General features: G+C 59.4%; 17 protein-coding genes and 1 other RNA gene. 12 read left to right on the forward strand and 6 right to left on the reverse strand.

What is annotated here, in order from left to right:
• Positions 1-79: 79 nt before the first annotated feature.
• The 4 genes from KUA11_RS10790 (at position 80) to KUA11_RS10805 (ending at position 5,026) form a co-directional block, all read left to right on the forward strand.
• Positions 80-1,642 carry a peptide chain release factor 3 gene (locus tag KUA11_RS10790; protein WP_217410290.1) on the forward strand — a complete coding sequence of 521 codons (1,563 nt, stop codon included), beginning with the start codon at positions 80-82 and terminating at the stop codon, positions 1,640-1,642.
• A gap of 151 nt (positions 1,643-1,793) precedes the next feature.
• Positions 1,794-2,606, forward strand: a complete 813-nt coding sequence (locus tag KUA11_RS10795; protein WP_217410291.1) for an IclR family transcriptional regulator — start codon at positions 1,794-1,796, stop codon at positions 2,604-2,606.
• A 46-nt stretch (positions 2,607-2,652) separates the two neighbouring features.
• A complete protein-coding gene (locus tag KUA11_RS10800; protein ID WP_217410292.1) occupies positions 2,653-3,507 on the forward strand; it encodes a DUF3108 domain-containing protein in 855 nt (284 codons plus the stop codon).
• Positions 3,508-4,315: 808 nt separating this feature from the next.
• The gene (locus KUA11_RS10805) at positions 4,316-5,026 is read left to right on the forward strand and encodes a hypothetical protein (protein ID WP_217410293.1); all 711 of its coding nucleotides are present in this window, start codon (positions 4,316-4,318) and stop codon (positions 5,024-5,026) included.
• A gap of 94 nt (positions 5,027-5,120) precedes the next feature.
• On the opposite strand, the gene KUA11_RS10810 is transcribed toward KUA11_RS10805, so the two are convergent.
• On the reverse strand, positions 5,121-5,801 hold the full coding sequence (locus tag KUA11_RS10810; RefSeq protein WP_217410294.1) for an HAD-IA family hydrolase: 681 nt from the start codon (positions 5,799-5,801) through the stop codon (positions 5,121-5,123).
• A 100-nt stretch (positions 5,802-5,901) separates the two neighbouring features.
• Between KUA11_RS10810 and glmU the strand changes: the two genes are divergently transcribed.
• Both glmU and glmS read left to right on the forward strand, forming a co-directional pair.
• Entirely contained in the window at positions 5,902-7,263 is a 1,362-nt protein-coding gene (gene glmU / locus KUA11_RS10815) for a bifunctional UDP-N-acetylglucosamine diphosphorylase/glucosamine-1-phosphate N-acetyltransferase GlmU (RefSeq protein WP_217410295.1), read from the forward strand.
• A complete protein-coding gene (gene glmS, locus KUA11_RS10820; protein WP_217410296.1) occupies positions 7,263-9,089 on the forward strand; it encodes a glutamine--fructose-6-phosphate transaminase (isomerizing) in 1,827 nt (608 codons plus the stop codon). The genes glmU and glmS overlap by 1 nt, the downstream gene beginning before the upstream one ends.
• Before the next feature lie 33 nt (positions 9,090-9,122).
• Here the strand turns inward: glmS and KUA11_RS10825 are convergent, their stop codons facing one another.
• The 4 genes from KUA11_RS10825 to KUA11_RS10840 all read right to left on the reverse strand — a co-directional run bounded on the left by KUA11_RS10825 (position 9,123) and on the right by KUA11_RS10840 (position 12,098).
• On the reverse strand, positions 9,123-9,635 hold the full coding sequence (locus KUA11_RS10825) for a cupin domain-containing protein (RefSeq protein WP_217410297.1): 513 nt from the start codon (positions 9,633-9,635) through the stop codon (positions 9,123-9,125).
• A 112-nt stretch (positions 9,636-9,747) separates the two neighbouring features.
• Positions 9,748-10,221 carry a TspO/MBR family protein gene (locus KUA11_RS10830; protein ID WP_217410298.1) on the reverse strand — a complete coding sequence of 158 codons (474 nt, stop codon included), beginning with the start codon at positions 10,219-10,221 and terminating at the stop codon, positions 9,748-9,750.
• 228 nt (positions 10,222-10,449) lie between these two features.
• Positions 10,450-11,166: a YfdX family protein gene (locus tag KUA11_RS10835; protein ID WP_217410341.1), complete on the reverse strand. Its 717-nt coding sequence runs from the start codon at positions 11,164-11,166 to the stop codon at positions 10,450-10,452.
• 140 nt (positions 11,167-11,306) lie between these two features.
• Entirely contained in the window at positions 11,307-12,098 is a 792-nt protein-coding gene (locus tag KUA11_RS10840; RefSeq protein ID WP_217410299.1) for an inositol monophosphatase family protein, read from the reverse strand.
• Positions 12,099-12,325: 227 nt separating this feature from the next.
• On the opposite strand from KUA11_RS10840, the gene sucC reads away from it, so the two are divergent.
• The 3 genes from sucC (at position 12,326) to KUA11_RS10855 (ending at position 15,098) form a co-directional block, all read left to right on the forward strand.
• Positions 12,326-13,525 carry an ADP-forming succinate--CoA ligase subunit beta gene (gene sucC, locus KUA11_RS10845; RefSeq protein ID WP_217410300.1) on the forward strand — a complete coding sequence of 400 codons (1,200 nt, stop codon included), beginning with the start codon at positions 12,326-12,328 and terminating at the stop codon, positions 13,523-13,525.
• The gene (gene sucD, locus KUA11_RS10850; protein WP_217410301.1) at positions 13,525-14,400 is read left to right on the forward strand and encodes a succinate--CoA ligase subunit alpha; all 876 of its coding nucleotides are present in this window, start codon (positions 13,525-13,527) and stop codon (positions 14,398-14,400) included. The genes sucC and sucD overlap by 1 nt, the downstream gene beginning before the upstream one ends.
• Positions 14,401-14,504: 104 nt before the next feature.
• The gene (locus tag KUA11_RS10855) at positions 14,505-15,098 is read left to right on the forward strand and encodes a phosphatase PAP2 family protein (protein WP_217410302.1); all 594 of its coding nucleotides are present in this window, start codon (positions 14,505-14,507) and stop codon (positions 15,096-15,098) included.
• A 68-nt stretch (positions 15,099-15,166) separates the two neighbouring features.
• On the opposite strand, the gene clpA is transcribed toward KUA11_RS10855, so the two are convergent.
• Positions 15,167-17,512, reverse strand: a complete 2,346-nt coding sequence (gene clpA / locus KUA11_RS10860; protein ID WP_217410303.1) for an ATP-dependent Clp protease ATP-binding subunit ClpA — start codon at positions 17,510-17,512, stop codon at positions 15,167-15,169.
• Positions 17,513-17,805: 293 nt separating this feature from the next.
• Here clpA and ffs point away from each other — a divergent pair.
• From ffs to KUA11_RS10875, 3 genes are all read left to right on the forward strand, one after another.
• An RNA gene (ffs, locus tag KUA11_RS10865) (signal recognition particle sRNA small type) lies at positions 17,806-17,901 on the forward strand.
• Between the two features lie 92 nt (positions 17,902-17,993).
• On the forward strand, positions 17,994-19,943 hold the full coding sequence (locus tag KUA11_RS10870) for a DNA polymerase III subunit gamma/tau (protein WP_217410304.1): 1,950 nt from the start codon (positions 17,994-17,996) through the stop codon (positions 19,941-19,943).
• Between the two features lie 39 nt (positions 19,944-19,982).
• Positions 19,983-20,306: a YbaB/EbfC family nucleoid-associated protein gene (locus tag KUA11_RS10875; RefSeq protein ID WP_166316963.1), complete on the forward strand. Its 324-nt coding sequence runs from the start codon at positions 19,983-19,985 to the stop codon at positions 20,304-20,306.
• Positions 20,307-20,330: the final 24 nt, after the last annotated feature.

Consider the following 20,330-nt stretch of genomic DNA (forward strand, 5'->3'; position numbering starts at 1 on the left):
GGAGATTGTCTCTCCGCCCGGCGTTTCCATTTTCGGGGCGGATTGACCCGTCTCAAGCCTTGCAGAAGTGCCGCACGCCATGTCCCAGACGCAATCCGCTCCCGCCGGTCAGACAGCTATTGCCGATGCCATCGCGCGGCGTCGCACCTTTGCCATTATCTCTCATCCTGACGCCGGTAAGACGACGCTGACCGAGCGCATCCTACGTGCCGGTGGAGCGATTCAGATGGCGGGCAGTGTGCGCGCGAAGGGCGAACGACGACGCACGCGCTCGGACTGGATGGGTATCGAGCGGGATCGTGGGATTTCGGTCGTGACATCCGTGATGACGTTTGAATATGGCGGTTGTGTTTTCAATCTGCTCGACACACCGGGTCATGAAGACTTTTCGGAAGATACCTACCGCACGCTGACCGCCGTTGACTCGGCTGTGATGGTGATCGATGCAGCGAAAGGCATTGAGGACCGCACGCGTAAGCTGTTCGAAATCTGCCGGATGCGCGACATTCCCATCGTGACGTTCATCAACAAGATGGATCGTGAGGCGCAGGATCCGTTCGCGCTTCTGGACGAAATTTCGTCCTCGCTGGCGCTCGACACCTCTCCAGCGACCTGGCCTGTAGGACGCGCCGCTACGTTCGTTGGCACATATGATCTGTACAACAAGCAGTTGCATGTCACATCGGAACTGACGCAGTCCGATCCACGCATGATTCAGTTGGCTGAAGATCTGGAACTGGCGGAGGCAGGACTGCCTGAGTTCGATCGGCAGGCCTTCGATGAGGGACATTTGACGCCGGTGTTCTTTGGTAGTGCGATGAAAGAGATCGGTGTGACCGATCTTCTCGATGCGTTGGTGGCCTTCGGTCCTGCTCCACGCGATCAGGCGACGGAGACACGCACCGTAAAGGCGGATGAGCCGGGTATGACGGCTCTGGTGTTCAAGATTCAGGCCAATATGGACCCGAATCATCGTGACCGTATTGCGTTTGCCCGTGTCTGCTCAGGGCGACTGACACGTGGAATGAGGCTACATCATACGCGGACAGGCAAGAATTTCGCGCTGCATACGCCGCAGTTCTTCTTCGCGCGCGACCGTCAGTTGGCGGAGGAAGCTTTTGCTGGCGATGTGGTGGGAATCCCGAATCATGGCACGCTGCGCATCGGTGACACCCTGACGGAGGGTGAAGAACTGCGCTTTACAGGTGTGCCTTACTTCGCTCCCGAAATTCTCCGCCGTGTACGGCTCGACGACGCAATGAAAGCCAAGAAGCTGCGTCAGGCCCTGACGGAACTGGCGGAAGAGGGAGTGGTGCAGTTGTTCCGTCCGCAGGACGGTGCGCAGCCGATCGTTGGAGTGGTGGGCACGCTGCAGTTGGACGTGCTTCAGGCACGTCTCAAAGGCGAATACGGGGTGGGTATCGGCTTTGATTCTACGCCGTTCTCGCTGGCGCGCTGGGTGACTGGAGACAAGGCCAAGTTGGAGGCGTTCGCGGTGGCGAACCGGTCGTCCATGGCGGATGATCTGGATGGTGATCCGGTGTATCTCGCCAGTTCGGCGTTCATGATGCGTCGCACGGAGGAAATGAATCCTGACCTTGCGTTCCACGACATCAAGCAGATTGGTCTGGCTGTTGGGTAAGGTTGGCTGGTTCTGCGCGCCCGCCTTGCGGGGTAATTTTCAGAGAACCCGACGAGACCGTGTTCGGTTTATTATTGTTCATTATATTGAACACGATCCCGTATCTCGGATATAGGCGATTCCCGCCAGCGGCGTCAAGGATGAAAACGTGATGGGTGGCACAAGGGAAAACGAGAGCGTGCCGGCACTTCGACGTGCCGTGCGCATACTGGACCTTGTTGGTGATCGTGAAGTGCCTCCCAATGCGGGCGAGATTGCCCGCCTGCTCGATCTGCCGCGCAGTTCCGTTCATGGACTCGTCACCGTCATGACGGAACTGGGATTGCTGGAGCAGACGGGTGGACATGGATCGGGTTATCGACCGGGGCCTCGTCTACTGGACTGGGCGGCGCATGTCAGTTCACCACGCGATTTGCTTGGGGCGTTTCATCATCTCATCGGAGCCTGTCCCGAACTGGGCAATTACACTGTCAGTCTCGGTGCGTTGGACGGAGATGAAGTGGTCTATCTTGCCAGCAGAGCGAGTGAGCGGGGACTGGGCGTTCACTATAATGTGGGGTTAAAGCTCCCCGCCATTTACACGGCCACGGGCAAGGTCCAGCTTGCGGCCATGACACCTTCGGCGTTGCGGGAGTGGATTTCTCTTTACCCGCTTGCGACATGGCCCGCGCCTCTGACGGCGCGGTGTCCCGTGACGCCTGACGAAGTTCTGAAGGAAATCCATCAAGCGGCTGAGCTTGGCTATGCTCTGGATGACGAGCAGATCCATGCAGGTGTGTGGTGCTTCGCGGCGCCGGTCCATGATTCACGCGGCGTGACGGTTGCGGGACTAGGGTTAAGTCAGCCCAAACCTGCCCATGAAGAGTGTGATCCAGAAAAAATTGCCAGTCTGGCGGTTTCTTCCGCAGCAGAACTATCGGCTTTGCTGGGATATCGGCGACGGGACAAAGAGGTGGGCGTCTGAGCGTGACACCTTGCCTGTTTTTTGTTCTTCGTGCTGAGTTTTCCCTATGAAACAGACAAGATCTCAGTCCCGTTCCGGATTTCGTTTTCCTAGACAGGGAAAGAAACTGCTGGGAATCACCTTTCTTCTCGCTGCACTTGGGGGAAGAACCCTCCCCGCACAGGCCGGGAATGAGGAAACCGGGAGCACTGCTGGTTCCTCTCATCTGAGTTACACGGTCTATTCTCACTGGCTGTCGGTTCTGTCGGTCGAGACGAACTTCCGACTGACGGACAATCGCTACGAAACCACGATGGAGGCGCGCGCAGACGGGTTGGTGAGCCTGTTCATGCGGATGAACATCCATGCGAATGCACGTGGAAGCATTGAACAGGGGCAGGTGAAGCCGCAGTTCTACGAAAGTACCGGCTGGAGTCGCGGGATGATGCGCCATGTCATCATTCATTATCCCGGCGGTAATCCAAAAATCGAGCAACTTGAGCCGGCCGAGGATGACCGGGAGCCAGTCTCCGATACGATGCAGCAGGGGGCTGCGGATATTCTGGCGACAATGGCAAAGCTGTTTGTGAGCGTCCGCAGTACGGGGCGATGTGACGCCACCTATGACATTTTCGATGGCATCCGGCTGACGCGGATGGAGTTGCACACGGGAGCCGTGGAAGTGCCGCCCGGCGTGGACAAGGAATGGCGGGTGCCCGCGTTACGCTGCGACTTTATGGGGCATCAGGTCGCCGGGTTCGTGAAGGGACACCGAAGCACCTCCTTGCGAACGCCCCATGGGGGGAGTGTGTGGTTTGAAAATGTCGAGGGGCGGGGATTGGTGCCAGTGCGTGTCAGCATGGAGCATCCGAAAATCGGTCGCATGACGGTTGAGCTGGAAAAGGTGAGAGCTGTCCAGTGAAGTGGAAATGAGAGCGTGATTGGATATGGGGGGTGAAACCTGCTGGGCGACCGTCAGGTAGTGAGTGGAATAGAATTTCGCCGTGCGAATGACTGGTATGTCGGGTATGCATTTGAAGCGGTAGGTGTAGGGAAAGCGTTTTAGAGCATTTTCGGCGGAAAGCGGCGTATTTTGGAGTGTTAAGGCAGTAAGAGAAGATCTTGGACCTTAGTTAAAAAATAATTAAAAATTTATTTTGTGGAAGAGTTTTTGATATTCCGTTTACCAATTAGAAGCTTTGTGTCAGTCTCCAAGCTGCGGAAGAAACGAATAGACAGACTTCTGAGGTGTCTAAATGGTTACGACTACAGGTCAATTTTTTCTGAATGGTTCGGGCGATTCGGCCAATCTTCAGAGCGGCCAGACAGATATTGTCGTCAATTCAGGCAGTGACGCTGCGAAAATGACGGTGCAGAACGGTGACACTGTCTATGCGTCTGGGTCGCTGGATACGACTGTTTATGGCGCAAATAATAACATATATTTTTCGAATACTGCGTCGAACGACACTCTTACCCTTAATGCCGGTCTGAATACGATCACTGGCTATACAGGGTCGGTGAGTGGTTCATCCGTCGCATACAATACGTTTGTGAATGTTAGCGGCGGGACGTATAATACGGGCGCATATAGTACGTTCGTTAATGCCCATGATGCCACGATCATTACCGGCAACAAATCTCAGTTTTCAAACAGTAATGACCTGACCGTTACGACGGGAACGGATTCTGTTTTTGATGTGTTCAAGAACGGCACACTGACCGCCGGTATGAAGACTCAGATACATGATCTGGAAAATTCCGACGCAACGTTGGGGCGCGCCAGCCACATCGACACAGCGAATAACTCCCACATTGAAACCGTTGGAACGGATCTGACGGTTGGAGCGCTCAAGAACTCATATATCAACGAGGCGGGTACCGACGGCACCGGTTATGGCGGTGTCAGCGTGACAGGCTCGATTCAGGGAGCCGATACCATTACCGCTCAGGACGTGTCGGTTCTGTTCGGGACCATGGATAACACGGCTACACTGACCGTCGATGCGAGCCGTAGTGGGTCCATCACCGGCGGTAGTGGTACACAGTCCGTCACGCAGACAGGCTCGGCCGGTCTGACCTTCATCAGTGCGGCTGGCAACTCCGGTGGCAATTTCTCCGCTACGGGCGGTACAGGTGCTGACACGTTCATTGCCAACAGCAGCATGACGATGACGGGTGGCGCAGGAGCCGGCAACACGTTCGACATCATGCGCACCGGTGCGGGCGCTGCGGATGTCATCAAGGATTTCACGGCAGCCAATAACACGCTCGACCTGTCCGGTTTCGGCCTGACGCAGTCCAGCTTTGCTAGCATTCTTGATAACTCCACAGTTTCGTCGGCTGGCCTGACGCTGCATCTCGACAGCAAGACGACGCTGACGCTGGCTGATGTGAGCGACAAGAGCGCTCTCACCAGCAGCAATGTTGTTCTTTCCTGATTTCGGGAATGACTGCGGAAGCTTTGTGCTTCCGCAGTGTCAAAGATGACGTGCAGAAAAGGAGACGGGACAATGGTTCCATCTCTTTTTTTGTTCAGGCTCCGGGGAGCATGTCTTCCGCGAGTCGGGGCAAGTCTCCAATGTCTCGCAACCGGGCCGTTACCGCACACGTGACAGTGTGACTTCCATATCCCCATTCAGCCAGAACGGATTTCACGCCCGCATTTCTTGCGGCGAGCATGTCATTTGTGTGATCGCCAATCATAAGCGTATCGGATGGTTTCCCATGCGCTTTGTGAATCGTTCCCACCAGATGGGCCGGATCGGGTTTATGGACGGGAAAAGTATCACCACCGCAGACGGTCGTCATGAACGCAAGCACGTCCAGATCACGCAGGATCTTGAGCGCAGTCTCAGTCGGCTTGTTTGTGCAGACGGCCAAAGACCAGCCCATTGCACGTAACTGTCCCAGAGCTTCGAGTGTGCCGGGAAAGAGACGGGAGTGCTCGGTGGCATGCGGTGCATAGAAGGACATGAATTCACGTGTGGCTTCGGCCCTATCGAGTTCGAGGGCCTGAAAGCCGGCCTGATCAAGAAGGCGCTGCACGAGAGCGGGCACGCCGTCCCCAATCATGCTGCGGACGATGCCGGTCGTAACCTTGGGTAGATCATGGGCTGCCAGCAAATGGTTGGATGCGATGGTAAGGTCAGGCAGGGAATCGACAAGTGTGCCGTCCAGATCGAAAACCGCCAGTCGTGTGCGGATATCCTTCACGTAGCCTCTCCTTGTCGAAAATCAGGGTAATGCGATGTGAAAGGCCGCCACGCTGTCATTGTTTGACAGGGCCGCGCCACTCCCTTACCGCCGGAACACCATGACATCTTCGCACGTTTCCCGTCCCTCGACCGCCGTCCTGCTCGCCGCCGGGCTTGGCACACGCATGCGTTCCAAACTGCCCAAGGCCATGCAGCCTTTGGCCGGTGAGCCCATGCTCAGTCATCTGGTGGCCAGCGCGGCCCGCGTGTTCGATCGCATTGTGGTGGTGGTCGGTCCCGGCATGGACGACGTGGCGAAACTGGTCGCGCCGCATGCGACGGTCATCCAGCATGACCGGTTGGGAACGGCCCATGCAGCACTTCAGGCGGAGGCGCTGTTTGGCGAAGGGGATGTCGCGGTTCTGTATGCGGACAATCCGCTGATTACGTCCGATACGCTACAACGTCTGCTCGCCACGCGACGTGGTGAGAGGGGGGGCAAACCGGTTGATCTGGCATTGCTGGCCATGCGCCCCCGTGATCCGGCGAAATATGGGCGGGTTATCACGCAGGAAGATGGTACGGTGGCGCGGATTGTCGAATGGGCGGATGCGACCTTGGATGAGCGCGCCATTGATCTGTGCAACGCGGGTGTCCTGTGCGCCGATGCACACAGATTCCGCGAATGGCTCCACAAGGTCGGCAATGCGAACAGCAAGGGCGAATATTATCTGACCGATGTCGTGGGCATCGTGCGCGATGAAGGCGGAGTGGTGCAGGCAGTTGAAGCCCCCGAGGATGAGCTGCGCGGGATCAATTCGCGTGTGGAACTGTCCGAAGCTGAGGCTATCATTCAGAACCGGTTGCGCCGTGAGGCCATGGATCGTGGCGTGACCTTGACGGCGCCAGAAACGGTCTTCTTTTCATTCGATACGCAGATCGAGCCTGACGTGACGGTGCAGCCGCATGTGGTGTTCGGTCGTGGCGTGGTCGTGCGCAGTGGCGCTGAAATTCGCTCTTTCAGTCATTTGGAACAATGCGAAGTGGGGGCTGTCTCTCTCATCGGTCCGTACGCACGCCTTCGGCCCGGCACAAAACTGGGTGAGGGATGCCACGTCGGCAATTTCGTGGAACTTAAGGCTGTGGAGATGGGGGCGGGGGCGAAGGCCAATCACCTGACCTATCTGGGCGATGCCAGTATCGGTGCCGCAACGAATATCGGTGCTGGGACGATCACATGCAATTATGATGGCGTATTCAAGCATCGCACGACCATTGGCGAGAAAGCATTTATTGGCTCTGATTCCATCCTTGTGGCTCCCATTTCCATTGGGGACGGCGCATTGATCGCGGCGGGCAGTGTCATCACCGAGGATGTCGAGTCTGATGCCCTTGCTGTCGCTCGCAGCAAACAGACGAACCGGCCCGGTTGGGCGGCCCGATTCCGGGAAGCCCTCCGTTTGAAGAAGGAACAGCGCTGATGTGTGGAATCTGCGGAGTTGTCGGCCCCAGACAGGCCACTCCCATCGTATTCGAGGGGCTGCGTCGCCTCGAATACCGTGGGTATGACTCAGCAGGTATCGCAACATTGGACAAGCAGGGTGTCATTGAGCGTCGCCGTGCGCCGGGCAAGCTGGACAATCTGGCGCACGATCTGGAGCGGCACCCTCTTCATGGGCGCACAGCCATCGGTCACACGCGCTGGGCCACGCATGGTGCGCCGACCGAGACCAACGCTCATCCGCACGGCACGGCACGGGTGGCAATCGTCCATAACGGCATCATCGAAAATTTCGAGGAATTGCGCCGGGAGCTTGAAGCCGAGGGGCAGATTTTCGAGACGGAAACCGATAGCGAAACCATCGCGAAGATGGTCGATCTCTATCTCCAGAAAGGTCTGTCCCCGCGTGATTCTGCCTTTGCCACATTGAAGCGTCTGGAAGGCGCGTATGCTGTGGCGATGATTTTTGCCGAACACGAGGGATTGCTGATCGGTGCCCGTCATGGCGCACCGTTGGCTGTCGGGTTTGGGGAAGGCGAGATGTTCCTCGGTTCCGACAGTCTGGCACTCGCGCCACTTACCCGCCGGATTGCCTATCTTGACGATGGTGATGTTGTGATTCTCTCCCATGAGGGCGCGGAGTTTTACGATGCGCGGGGAGAGCGTGTGGAGCGTCCCATCAAGACGACGGCGTTGATTGCTGGCGCCGTCGGAAAAGATGGCTACAGGCACTACATGGAAAAGGAACTGCACGAACACCCGCTGGTGATCGGGCAGACCTTGCAGCGCCTGATCGATCCGGCCACGCGCCGTGTGGTGATGCCGGACATGCCGATTGACCTTGCGTCCGTTCCACGCGCTGTCATCACGGCCTGTGGGTCGGCCTTCTATGCTGGTGTGGTCGGGCGCTATTGGCTTGAAGAGATCGCGCGTTTGCCCGTGGACATCGATGTGGCGAGCGAGATGCGGTACCGTAATCCACCGCTGACCCCGGGATCGCTCGGCATTCTTATCTCACAGTCCGGGGAAACCGCCGACACATTGGCGGCACTGCGAGGGCTGCGTGAGCATGATGTGTCTATCCTTTCCATTCTCAATGCCGAACACAGCACCATGGCACGCGACAGTGACATCGTGCTTGGCACCGTGGCCGGTCCCGAGATTTCTGTTGCATCCACCAAGGCTTTTACGGCCCAGCTCGCTGTGCTTGCATGTCTGACCATCGCCACGGCGCGCGCGCGCGGAACGTTGGATGAGGCCGGTGAGGAAGAACTCGTCACGGCGCTGCTGGATCTGCCAAGCCGGGCTGCGGAAGTTTTTACACGAATGGATGACATTCGTGAGATGGCACGCATCGTGGCGGAGGCACGCGATGTGCTCTATCTGGGGCGTGGAAGCGCCTATCCCGTAGCCATGGAAGGGGCGCTTAAACTCAAGGAAATTTCCTACATTCACGCTGAAGCGTATGCGGCTGGCGAGATGAAGCACGGCCCGATTTCACTGATTGATCGCACGGTGCCGATCGTGGCCACGATCCCGTCCGGGCGGCTGTTCGATAAAACGCTGTCCAATTTGCAGGAAGCCAAGGCACGTGGCGGGCGTTTGCTGACCTTCACGGACGAAGGAAGTGCCGCACGCCTTCAGGGTATTGCCGAACAGGTGATCCCGCTGCCGCAGGTACATCCGTTCGTGACGCCGATCATTCAGACGATTGGGGTGCAGATACTGGCTTATGAAACGGCGTTGCTGAAAGGCACCGACGTGGATCAACCGCGCAATCTGGCGAAGTCCGTGACGGTAGAGTGACGTCAGCCAAACGGAGAGGGGTGTAGGTTCCCCTTACCGAAAGCGGCAGGGCCGATCCACTGTCGGCGTCTCATCCGTTTGGATAACCATCAGTTCCACAGGCCCATCTCCCACATTGCCCGCAAAATGTCCGACATGGCCTTTCGCATCCTTGTGGCTGGCCTGATCTTCTCCAAGCGAGACGTCTCCCGGTCCCATGACCGCCTTCGTGCCGTCCATGGCTGTGACATACCATGAGCCTTTCAGCGGAATGATCCACTGCACCTTTGGGTCAGGGTGCCATGTGCCATTCCAGTGCGCGGGCTGGACGGTGAAAATCACCTGACTCTGGCCGCTTGGAAGCCGATTTTGCCATTGTGGTCCAGCCGGTTTCGACATCGACTTGAGATCGAAATTTTGCAGTGGGCACCGCGTATTGTGACTGACGCCGTTGTGGTCGGTCCAGTTGTGCCAGTACCACATGGTGGGTGGCGGTGTGTCTGCGGCAGCGTGTGCATAAGACAGCGGAATGAACAGAAGAAGCGCGAGGATGGGATGTAAGCGCATCAGGCGAATCCTTTTGCGGCCTCCGGAAAGGAACAGGATCAGAATTGTTCCGACGTATTTCTCATGAAATGCCCTGAACGTAGGGGTACAAAGTCTTCTCTGTCCTGAAATTTTAACGATTGCGTTGCCAGACTTCATGTTGCAACACGGATGCAAAAGCGAGCCAGAGCAGAAGCGGCGTCAGGCGGCGTGATGTCGTGCGGTCCGCTGAGGCAACAAGCGCCGTTGCCGAAGCGAGTGTGCCGAGGGTCACACCGAACGCGATGTCGGGCCGTTTCCATCCGAACATCACCTTGGGAAACAGCAGCATTCCGCCCAGTGTGGCAAACCATGCACGAACGGCGTGAGAGCGCTGACGCGAGGGAGGGGCTGTCAGCAGACGCACGCCTGCATCGATCAGCGTGGCGTCCAAACTGCTCCAGACAATGGCAAAAACCGGTGCGGGCGGTGTGTACCATGGCTTGGCGAGACCACGATACCAGTCGCGTGTGGCGGGATGTGTGGAGGTCGGGCTGTAACGGCTGCCGAGCATCTGGACAGCGCCGACAGCCACCGTCGTCAGGGCCGTCGTGAAAAGACGTTTCATGTATTGGATCCTTTCCCGGACTGTGGTCTTTGGCCCGGGGCATGGAGACAGGGCGCGTCATGCGCGATGTGAGAGAAACGCTATGGGCAGGGGTGGGGTTGCGCCGTCGCTTTGGTTCGGATGAGAACGCTTTATGCTGGAAGACTACCAAGACATCGCACATGAAAATGGCGCATCGTTCGTGAGAACGACGCGCCATGATCGAAATAAACCGGAAGAGCTGGGAAATTACGGCGTAGCAGGAGCTTTTGCCGCTGGGGCCGGAGCGCCCGCAGGTGCGGCCTGTGCGTCCAGAAGATCGTCAGCCACAAACACAACGCCGTTGAGAGCCTGATCCAGTGCGGACAGCGCACTCTGCGGATCACGGCCTTCCGTGAACACCTTGGCCCGGTTCAGAGCGCCTTGCGTCGGAGCAAGAGGGGCAAGTGCTACGATAAAGTCGAGCTTGTCATCCACGACCTGCATCGTCTCGGCGGCCTGCTTGGGCGAGCCACTCTTGAGCTGCTTGTTCGCGCTGGCCACAGCGGCCTTCTTTTCCGGAGCCAGCGTTTCCGTCTCAAGGAACTCGCCCCCGACCGGGATCCAGACCTGCTGCACCGCCGAGGGAGTGTGGGTCGGCGCAGTAGGATGCTGGGGAGCCGGCGTCAGGGCCGTCTCGGCCGCGACCAACTTGGTGTTGTCTGTGCTAGCGGCCTGCAGACGCTGGGTTGCGTCGGTCAGCGCCGGAATGGCGGCGTCCGTCTGACCGGAAGCCAGCAGATCACGTGCCTGAAGCATGTCCGCGAACGCACGCTGACCATCGGCCGAGAGGTGACGCAGGGCGCGACCGGCCTTGTACTGTTCCCACTTCGTGTGGACGGTGCTGGTGGCATGGGAAGGCGCGCTCACAAGAGCGGGGGAGAGAGCGAGTGCCGCAGCGAAAGCCAGCGGGGACATGCGCTTCATCATGAGAAACTCCTTGGACGTACACGATTCGGGCGGGCCTGACGGCGCGCCCGGAATTCATGTCATATCGTAACGCGAACATGACGTTTCAATGCCATCCATGAAGCGGGCAGGTGCCATGCGCGAACGGATAAAGTCCTTCAGGGAAGCAGTTTCATCTTTGAGGCTGTCGCTACGGCCTCGGCAATATGCGGTGCAACGGCAAGAATGGAGGCTCCACCCTCAAGACCACCTTCTTCAAGGAAGGGCGAAACCCGTGCGCCAGCTTCCGCAAGAATGGGCAGGGCGCCGGCCACATCCCACAGGTTGATGACGATCTCCAGATAGCCATCCAGCCGTCCGCAGGCGACATCGGTGAGCGCCAGAGCACCGGAACCGCCCGAGCGTGGCATGGCTCCGAGATCCAGAAACGCGCCGATGCGATCCATGAACACGTCTTTCGGCACACGATTGCTCCAGCCCATTTCCAACATGGCGCTGCGTGTGTCCTTCACGGGGGAGGCCTGGATTTTCGTGCCATTGAGGTGCGCGCCATGACCGATGAGGGCGGTATAGGTTTCATTCAGCGCAGGAGCTGCCACGATGCCCGCGACAGGTTTGTTGTCTTCCAACAAGCCGAGGGAGACGCACCAGCGGTTGCGTCCACGTGCGTAGTTGGAGGTGCCGTCGATGGGATCGACCACCCAGAGCAGGCCGCCCTTTCGGGTCATGCCGCCTTCTTCGCCCTGAAATCCATCCTCAGGGAAAAGTGTGACCATGCGCTGCGAAATGAAGGCTTCCACCGCGCCATCGGCTTCGGTCAGCCAGTCCTGAGCGGATTTCTGAATGCCGACCGGGCCGCCCGGCGGCGGACGCATGGACATGGCGAGGCGCGCGGCATCGGCTACGACGGCGCGGGCGGCTTCAAAACGGCGTGCGATGGCTGCTGTCATGCGTGTGTTTCGGCCCGCTCACGTCCGGGCCGCCTCTTTGCTATGAACGATGTTCCGACTTCCAGATACGCAGGAGCATGGGGCTTCGTCGAGAGCGGGGAGGATGAGGCTGCTCTGTCCGCTCGCGATTCGTTGTTTGGCGCGGCTGCGATGGCATCCGTATGCCGGATGAAGAAAACGCGCGGCCAACGCCGCATCCTTCCGAACCGGTGACAGGTGGCAGGGCAATGAATATCCACGAATATCAGGCGAAGGCCGTTCTGAAATCCTACGGGATGCCGGTGCTGGTCGGACAGGTCGTCCAGTCGCCGGACGAGGCACGAGATGCCGTGCGGGCTTTGGGTGGCAAACTGTGTGTCGTGAAAGCCCAGATCCATGCGGGCGGACGGGGCAAGGGGCATTTCCTCGATCATCCCGATCTGGGCGGCGTGAAGCTTGTGCACTCGCCGGATGAGGCGAAAGCGGTGGCCTATGACATGCTCGACCGCGTGCTGGTGACGAAGCAGACCGGTCCGAAGGGACGTGTTGTTCATAAATTGTATGTGGAGGCAGGCTGCGACATTGAGCGCGAACTGTATTTCTCGCTGCTTGTGGATCGTACGCTGAGGCGCATCGTGATTGTGGCGTCGGACGCGGGCGGCACGAGCATTGAGGATGTGGCGGCGAAAACGCCGGAGAAGATTCACAAGGTCTCAGTCGATCCGGCGCTGGGGCTGGCGGACCATCAGGCCCGCGAACTAGCGACGCGGATCGGGCTGCATGGTCCGCTCATCAACGGTTTCGCGAAGGTGGCACGCAGCGCCTATGAGGCTTTTGTGGCGCTCGATGCTTCCTTGGTGGAGACCAACCCGCTGGTTGTGACTAGGCAGGGCGATCTGGTTGCGCTCGATGCCAAGATGGCGTTCGATGACAACGGTCTGTTCCGTCATCGCGAATTGCTGGAACTGCGCGATGAAAGCGAGGAAGACCCGCGTGAGCGGGAAGCCGAGCGGTTTGGCCTGTCTTATGTCGGACTGGATGGCACCATCGGCTGCATGGTCAACGGCGCGGGGCTGGCGATGGCCACGATGGATATCATCCGCGAAGAAGGGGAAAATCCGGCCAATTTCCTCGATGTGGGGGGGGGCGCCTCAAAAGAAAAAGTGGCGGCAGCCTTCCGCATCCTGTTGGCCGATCCGCATATCGAGGGGATTCTGGTCAATATTTTCGGCGGCATCATGCGCTGCGATCTGATCGCCGGTGCTGTGATCGATGCCTGCCAGAAAACCGGCTGTCGGGTGCCGCTGGTGATCCGGCTTGCGGGTACGCGGGTGAAGGAGGGTATGGCGTTGATCGAAAAATCCGGGCTGGACGCCATCGTTGCCACGGATCTGGGAGATGCCGCCCGCAAGATTGTTGCGGCCGTGCGAGCACGGAGGACTGCCTGATGTCCATTCTGATCGATCACGACACGAAAGTTCTGGTGCAGGGTTTCACCGGCGCGCAAGGGACGTTTCACTCCGAGCAGGCACTTGCTTACGGCACCAAGATCGTAGGTGGCGTGACGCCGGGACGCGGTGGAGAGAGGCATCTCGGGCTGCCCGTATTCGACACGATGGTACAGGCGATGGAGGCCGCAAAAGCGGACGCGACGGTCATTTATGTGCCGCCAGCGAGGGCGGCCGATGCCATTCTGGAAGCCATTGCCGTTGAGGTGCCTCTGATCGTGTGCATCACGGAAGGTATTCCCGTGCAGGATATGCTGCGGGTGCGCATGGCGCTGGATCGCTCGAACTCATTGCTGGTCGGGCCGAACTGTCCGGGCGTCATCACGCCCGGCCAATGCAAGATCGGCATCATGCCGGGACCGATCCATCGCCCCGGTAAGGTGGGAGTCGTTTCGCGCTCCGGCACGCTGACATACGAGGCCGTGGCCCAGACGACGGCGCTGGGTATGGGCCAGAGCACGAGCGTGGGCATCGGAGGAGATCCTATCAAGGGGCTGGATTTCGTCGATGTGCTTGAGCGATTCATGGCCGATCCGGGAACGGACTCCATCATCATGATCGGTGAAATCGGCGGGCAGTCCGAAAACGATGCGGCGCGGTTTATCAAGGACAGTGGGCTTAAAAAACCGGTTGTCGGACTTGTGGCCGGGCTGACTGCGCCACCCGGACGTCGCATGGGTCATGCGGGTGCGGTCATTTCGGGTGGCGGCGACACGGCGGCGGCCAAGATCGAGGTGCTCAAAAGCGCTGGTGTGCACATCGCGCCAACTCCCGCAGAACTGGGCACGACATTACGGACTGCACTCGGCCGATAAGGACGGCTTCTTCCTTGGGACGGTTTGCCTGCGGTTCATCTGCCGCTATGACGGGCGCGGTTAGGGACGAGCAGGCAGCGTGAAGGAAGTCGGGTGGGTGATGCATGGAGAATGCCGCGGTGATCGGGGCATTCAGCGATCTTGCGGATCAGGCCGTTCTCATTCCTGCGGAAGTGGCGGTCTTTCTGTCACTCATATGCATCCGACGCTATCGCCCGGCTTTCGTCTGGGCTTTCGTTGTGTGCACCGCGTCTTTCGTCACATTCGTGCTGAAGCTGTGGTTTGAACGTTGCGGCCTGCCCGCACACCGTGTGCTTTACAGTCCCAGCGGTCACACCATGGGCGGAACGCTGGTGTACGGGGGTCTTCTGGCCCTGTTCTGCCAACGGAAATGGATCGTGACGCTGGGCGCCGTCATGCTTGCTTCGGCCTTTGCCGCCTCACGCCTTTATCTCCATGTGCATACGCCCGCCGAAGTGGTGGCGGGAGAAAGTATCGGCCTGTTGGCGGTGGGAGCCATGCGGTGGTTGCTCGATGGGCAGCGCGTGGCCGTTGCTCCTGCCCGATTGGCAATGCTTCTGTTCGTGGTGGGAAGCCTTGTGGTGGTTTGTTACGGCCATCGGTCAGGCGTGGAGGAATGGATTTCCCGGCTGGCCCGAAGTTCCGTGATGCCTCACGCCGCCTGCGCGAAAGGCTGATACGAAAAAAGCGCCCCGCATGATGACGGGACGCCTTTTGAGGCTTTTGCTGCAAAGCCGAGAAGGGGTCAGGAATTGGAGTCCAGCTTTTCCTCGCCCTCTTCTGCCGCATCGGTGGAAGAGGATGTGTTGGTCTCCATGTAATCGAAAGCCAGCGCCCCGTCCTTGACCGAGATCTTGACCGCGCCACCCTTTACCAGACGCCCGAACAGAAGCTCTTCGGACAGCGGCTTCTTGATGGAGTCCTGAATGACACGGGCTAGGGGCCGTGCACCATACAGGCGGTCGTAACCACGTTCCGCAAGCCATTCCTTGGCCGCCGAGGTCATCTCGATCGTCACGTTACGGTCGGCAAGCTGGGCTTCGAGCTGAAGCACAAACTTCTCGACCACACGTCCCACTGTCTCTGGCTGGAGATTGCTGAAGGGGATGATCGCGTCTAGACGGTTGCGGAACTCCGGCGTGAAGAGGCGCTTGATCGCTTCCTCGTCCTCGCCCTCTCGGGAGTCACGCCCGAAGCCGATGGCCTCCTTGCTCAGATCGGCCGCACCCGCGTTGGTCGTCATGATGAGGATGACGTTGCGGAAATCGACCGTCTTGCCGTTATGGTCTGTCAGTTGACCGTGATCCATGACCTGCAACAGCACGTTGAACAGGTCCGGATGCGCCTTCTCGATTTCGTCGAGCAGCAGAACCGCGTGCGGATGCTGATCGATGGCGTCCGTCAGAAGACCGCCCTGATCGAAGCCGACATAACCCGGAGGTGCGCCCAGAAGCCGCGAGACCGAATGGCGTTCCATGTATTCCGACATGTCGAACCGGATTAGTTCGATGCCCAAGGTGCTGGCGAGCTGACGGGCCACCTCCGTCTTGCCGACGCCCGTGGGGCCGGAGAACAGATAGTTGCCAATCGGCTTCTCGGGCTCGCGCAGACCGGCACGGGAGAGCTTGATGGCGTCCGACAGGGCTTCGATGGCCTTGTTCTGGCCGAAAACCATGTTCTTGAGATCGCGCTCAAGCGTGCGCAGCACTTCCTTGTCGTCTGCCGAGACCGTCTTGGGCGGAATGCGGGCGATCTTGGAGATCACCTCTTCCACATCTCGCAGCGTGATGGTCTTGCGGCGCTTGCTTTCGGGCAGGAGCATCCGTGAGGCGCCAGCTTCATCAATGATGTCGATGGCCTTGTCCGGCAGCTTGCGGTCGTGAATGTACTTCACCGACAACTCCACCGCGGCGCGGATGGCCTCGTCCGTGTAGCGGACCTTGTGATGTTTTTCGTAGTTGGTCTTCAAGCCGCGAAGGATTTTCACCGCGTCATCGAGGTTGGGTTCCTCCACGTCAATTTTCTGGAACCGGCGCACGAGGGCGCGGTCCTTCTCGAAGTGCTGGCGGAACTCCTTGTAGGTGGTGGATCCGATGCAGCGCAGGGTGCCAGCCGCCAGCGCGGGCTTGAGCAGGTTGGACGCATCCATCGCGCCGCCGGAAGTCGCTCCTGCACCGATAACGGTGTGGATCTCGTCAATGAACAGGATACCGCCGGGGTTCTGCTCCAGATCGGTAACAACCGCTTTCAGGCGCTCTTCGAAGTCACCGCGATAGCGGGTGCCCGCCAGCAGCGAACCCATATCGAGCGAGTAGATCGTGCAGTTGAGCAGCACTTCTGGCACGTCACCTTCGACGATGCGCTTGGCCAGACCTTCGGCGATCGCGGTCTTGCCTACGCCCGGATCGCCCACATAGAGCGGATTGTTCTTGGTGCGGCGGCACAGGATCTGGATCGTGCGCTCAACCTCGGCATCACGGCCGACAAGAGAGTCGATCTTGCCGTCCGTGGCTTTCTTGTTGAGGTCCACGCAATAGGCGGCCAGCGCCTCTCCGCTTTTGGCGGTGCCACGTCCTTTTTCCTCACGCTCGCCGCCGTCCTTGTCGGGGGCGGATGCGGAAGGAGCACCGTTCGAACTGCGGCGAACCGAACGATCGGGAGCTTTGGCGATGCCGTGCGAGATGAAATTGACCGCATCCAGTCGCGTCATATCCTGCAGTTGCAGGAAATAGACCGCGTGGCTTTCGCGCTCGGCAAAGAGAGCCACCAGCACATTCGCGCCCGTCACTTCATCCCTTCCGGTGGACTGGACGTGGATGGCCGCACGCTGGATCACGCGCTGGAAAGCGGCGGTGGGTTTGGGTTCGGTCGGACGTTCTGCCGTCAAACCTGCGAGATCCTTGTCAAGGAACTCGGTCAGGTCCGCGCGCAGCTTGTCGAGGTCCACACCACAGGCGCGGAAGACCGTGACAGCGTCCGGGTCATCTATGAGGGCGATGAGCAGATGCTCGAGAGTAGCGTATTCATGATGCCGCTCGCCCGCCAAGGTCAGCGCCCGGTGCAGCGTCTGTTCGAGATTGCGTGACAACATGAGTCGGTACTCCTTTCAGCGGCGGCCGTATTCGGACACGCCGCGAGGACTCGGTCCTGTCATCATATTTGGGCGGTTGCTGGAGAATTGCCAGCCATAAGGAAGGACTTGCCGAAAAAAAATCATGACCAATCTGGTTCGGATGGGCGAAGCCTCTCAACACCGAGGCGGGAAGCATGATTTCTGCGTGACCGAGATTGGCAAATGGTTACGAAATCGGTCGAAGTGAAGCTTTGTTCTTCGAATAGATTGGCCTTTGCGTCCTGTGACGGCGTGTGATACGCCCTGCGGCGGGAGATCCGTGGCGGACGGGTGCCCCGCTTACCCTGGTCAGATCCGGAAGGAAGCAGCCAAAGCGGGTTTCATTCGGGTCGTTGCGGGTCTCTCATCTCGATTCCCCGCTTGATGCGACGGAACGCCGGGACCGGATGTCCCGCCCCGGCTTTGCACCGGACGGGGTCCGGAGGGGTTTGCCGGAGCCATGTCAGAGACCGACACCTCAACAAACGATGATCTGCCCATGCCGCCTTCCGATGGAGGGGGCTTTCTTTTCGGTGATCAGCCCGAACCGGCGCCTGCGTCAGTTCCCGCTGCGACGCCAACCTCTGAAAAAACAGGCTACCGGGTTCTTGCCCGTAAGTATCGCCCGGCAACGCTCGACGAATTGATCGGGCAGGATGCCCTCGTCCGTACGCTGCGCAATGCGTTCGCCACCGGTCGCGTGGCGCACGCTTTCATGCTCACGGGTGTGCGGGGTGTGGGCAAGACGACCACGGCCCGTATTCTTGCTCGTGGTCTGAACTGCACAGGCCCGGACGGGAAGGGCGGGCCGACGGCCGATCCATGCGGCGTGTGTCCCAACTGTGTCGCCATTCTGGCGGATCGTCATCCAGACGTGCTGGAGATGGATGCGGCTTCGCGCACCGGTGTCGATGATGTGCGCGAGATTATCGAGGCGTGTCACTTCCGACCCATTCAGGGCCGTATGAAGGTCTTCATCATCGATGAAGTCCATATGCTGTCGCGTAACGCCTTTAATGCTCTTCTCAAAACGCTTGAAGAACCGCCCTCGCAGGTGACGTTTGTGTTTGCGACCACGGAACTGCGCAAAGTGCCGGTCACTGTGCTGTCGCGCTGTCAGCGTTTCGATCTGCGCCGGATCGCCCAGTCGGAGCTTGTGGATTTCTTCGGGCGCGTAGCGGCAAAGGAAGAGGTGAAGATCGCGCCTGATGCGCTGCGGCTTCTGGCGCGCGCGGCGGATGGGTCCGTGCGTGATGGCCTTTCGCTGCTGGATCAGGCGATCGCACAGGGCGATGGCAGCGCCATTATCTCGGAAGAGAGCGTGGCCGCCATGCTGGGCCTGTCGGATCGCACGGCGGTGTTCGACCTGTTCGGACATGTGATGAAAGGCGATGTCCCGGCCGTAATCGCTCTGTGTGACGATACCTGCAATCGCGGTGGCGATCCGGGGATCATGCTGCGCGATCTGGCTGAACTGACGCATATGGTGACGCGCCTCAAAACGGTGCGCAGTCTTCAGGACACGATGGACCTGCCCGAAGCCGAGCGCACGCGCGGCGTGGAGTTCGCGCAGGAACTCTCACTCTCCGCTCTGTCACGGTTGTGGCAGATGCTCCTCAAGGGCATCGCGGAGGTGGATGGTGCGCCCCTGCGGCGGGAAGCGGCCGAGATGGTGTTGATCCGGCTGTGCCATGCCGCGGCATTGCCCGCGCCGGAAGATTTGCTGAAGCAGCTTGAGCGCGGCGGTGGCGCAGGACAAGGGCCAGGTGGTGCCGGCCCAAACGCTGGGCACGGAACCGTACCTAGCGCCCGGTTGTCGTCTCCCTCGCAGGGGGAGGATGGCGGGCAGCGACGTGTGGCCAATGGGGGCTGGGCCGGGGAACACGAGGAGCCTCCACCGCCTGTGCCCCTGATGCAGGCTGAACCGGCGACCCGGGCAGAGCCGCCACGTTCATGGCGTGCGCTTGTCGCTTTTGTGAAGGATTGTCGTGAAGCCACATTGCATGGGCATCTGCGGCACTCCACACATCTGGTGACATTCGCGGCACCAGTGGTGGAAATCCGCGTGGATCGACCCGCGCCAGCGGATCTGCCGAAACGGTTGCAGGAACTTCTGCGACATCATTTTGGTCCGGCATGGACGGTTCGCATGGTGGATGCACCGGGCGAACCGACACTGGCCGAGCAAAGCGCTGAAATCATTCAGCTCCACCGGCATCGGTCCGCAGGGCATCCTCTGGTTCAGGCTATCATGGAGGCGTTTCCCGGGGCGCAGTTGGGCGATGTGAAGGACCATACGCTGGACGATCATTACGGTCTTCCTGCGGAAGAGCCTCCCGTGGTGGGACTTGACCCCGAGCCGTTCCATCCCGAAGACAGCATGGATGAGCCGGATCCGCTGAATGACTGAACGCGCCTCCGACAGGATTTTGGATACAGGAACACGCACATGAAAAACCTTGCCGGCCTGATGAAGCAGGCCTCGCAGATGCAGTCCAAAATGGAGCAGATGCAGTCAGAGCTGGAAAAGCTGACGATCGAGGGATCGTCTGGCGCGGGTCTGGTCACTGTTGCTCTGAGCGGCAAGGGCGACATGCGCTCAATCAAAATCGATCCCAAGCTGGCCGATCCGGACGAGATGGAAATGCTTCAGGATCTGATTGTCGCGGCCTGCGCCGATGCGCGTGTGAAGCTCGACAAGAAGGCGTCCGAAGAAATGCAGAAGGTCACGGGTGGCCTGAACCTGCCGCCGGGAATGAAGCTGCCGTTCTGAGTGGCGCTGCGTTCGTTTCGGGGC

Source organism: Acetobacter estunensis (genome assembly GCF_019083805.1).
In the GTDB taxonomy this organism is placed as follows: Bacteria; Pseudomonadota; Alphaproteobacteria; order Acetobacterales; family Acetobacteraceae; genus Acetobacter; species Acetobacter estunensis_A.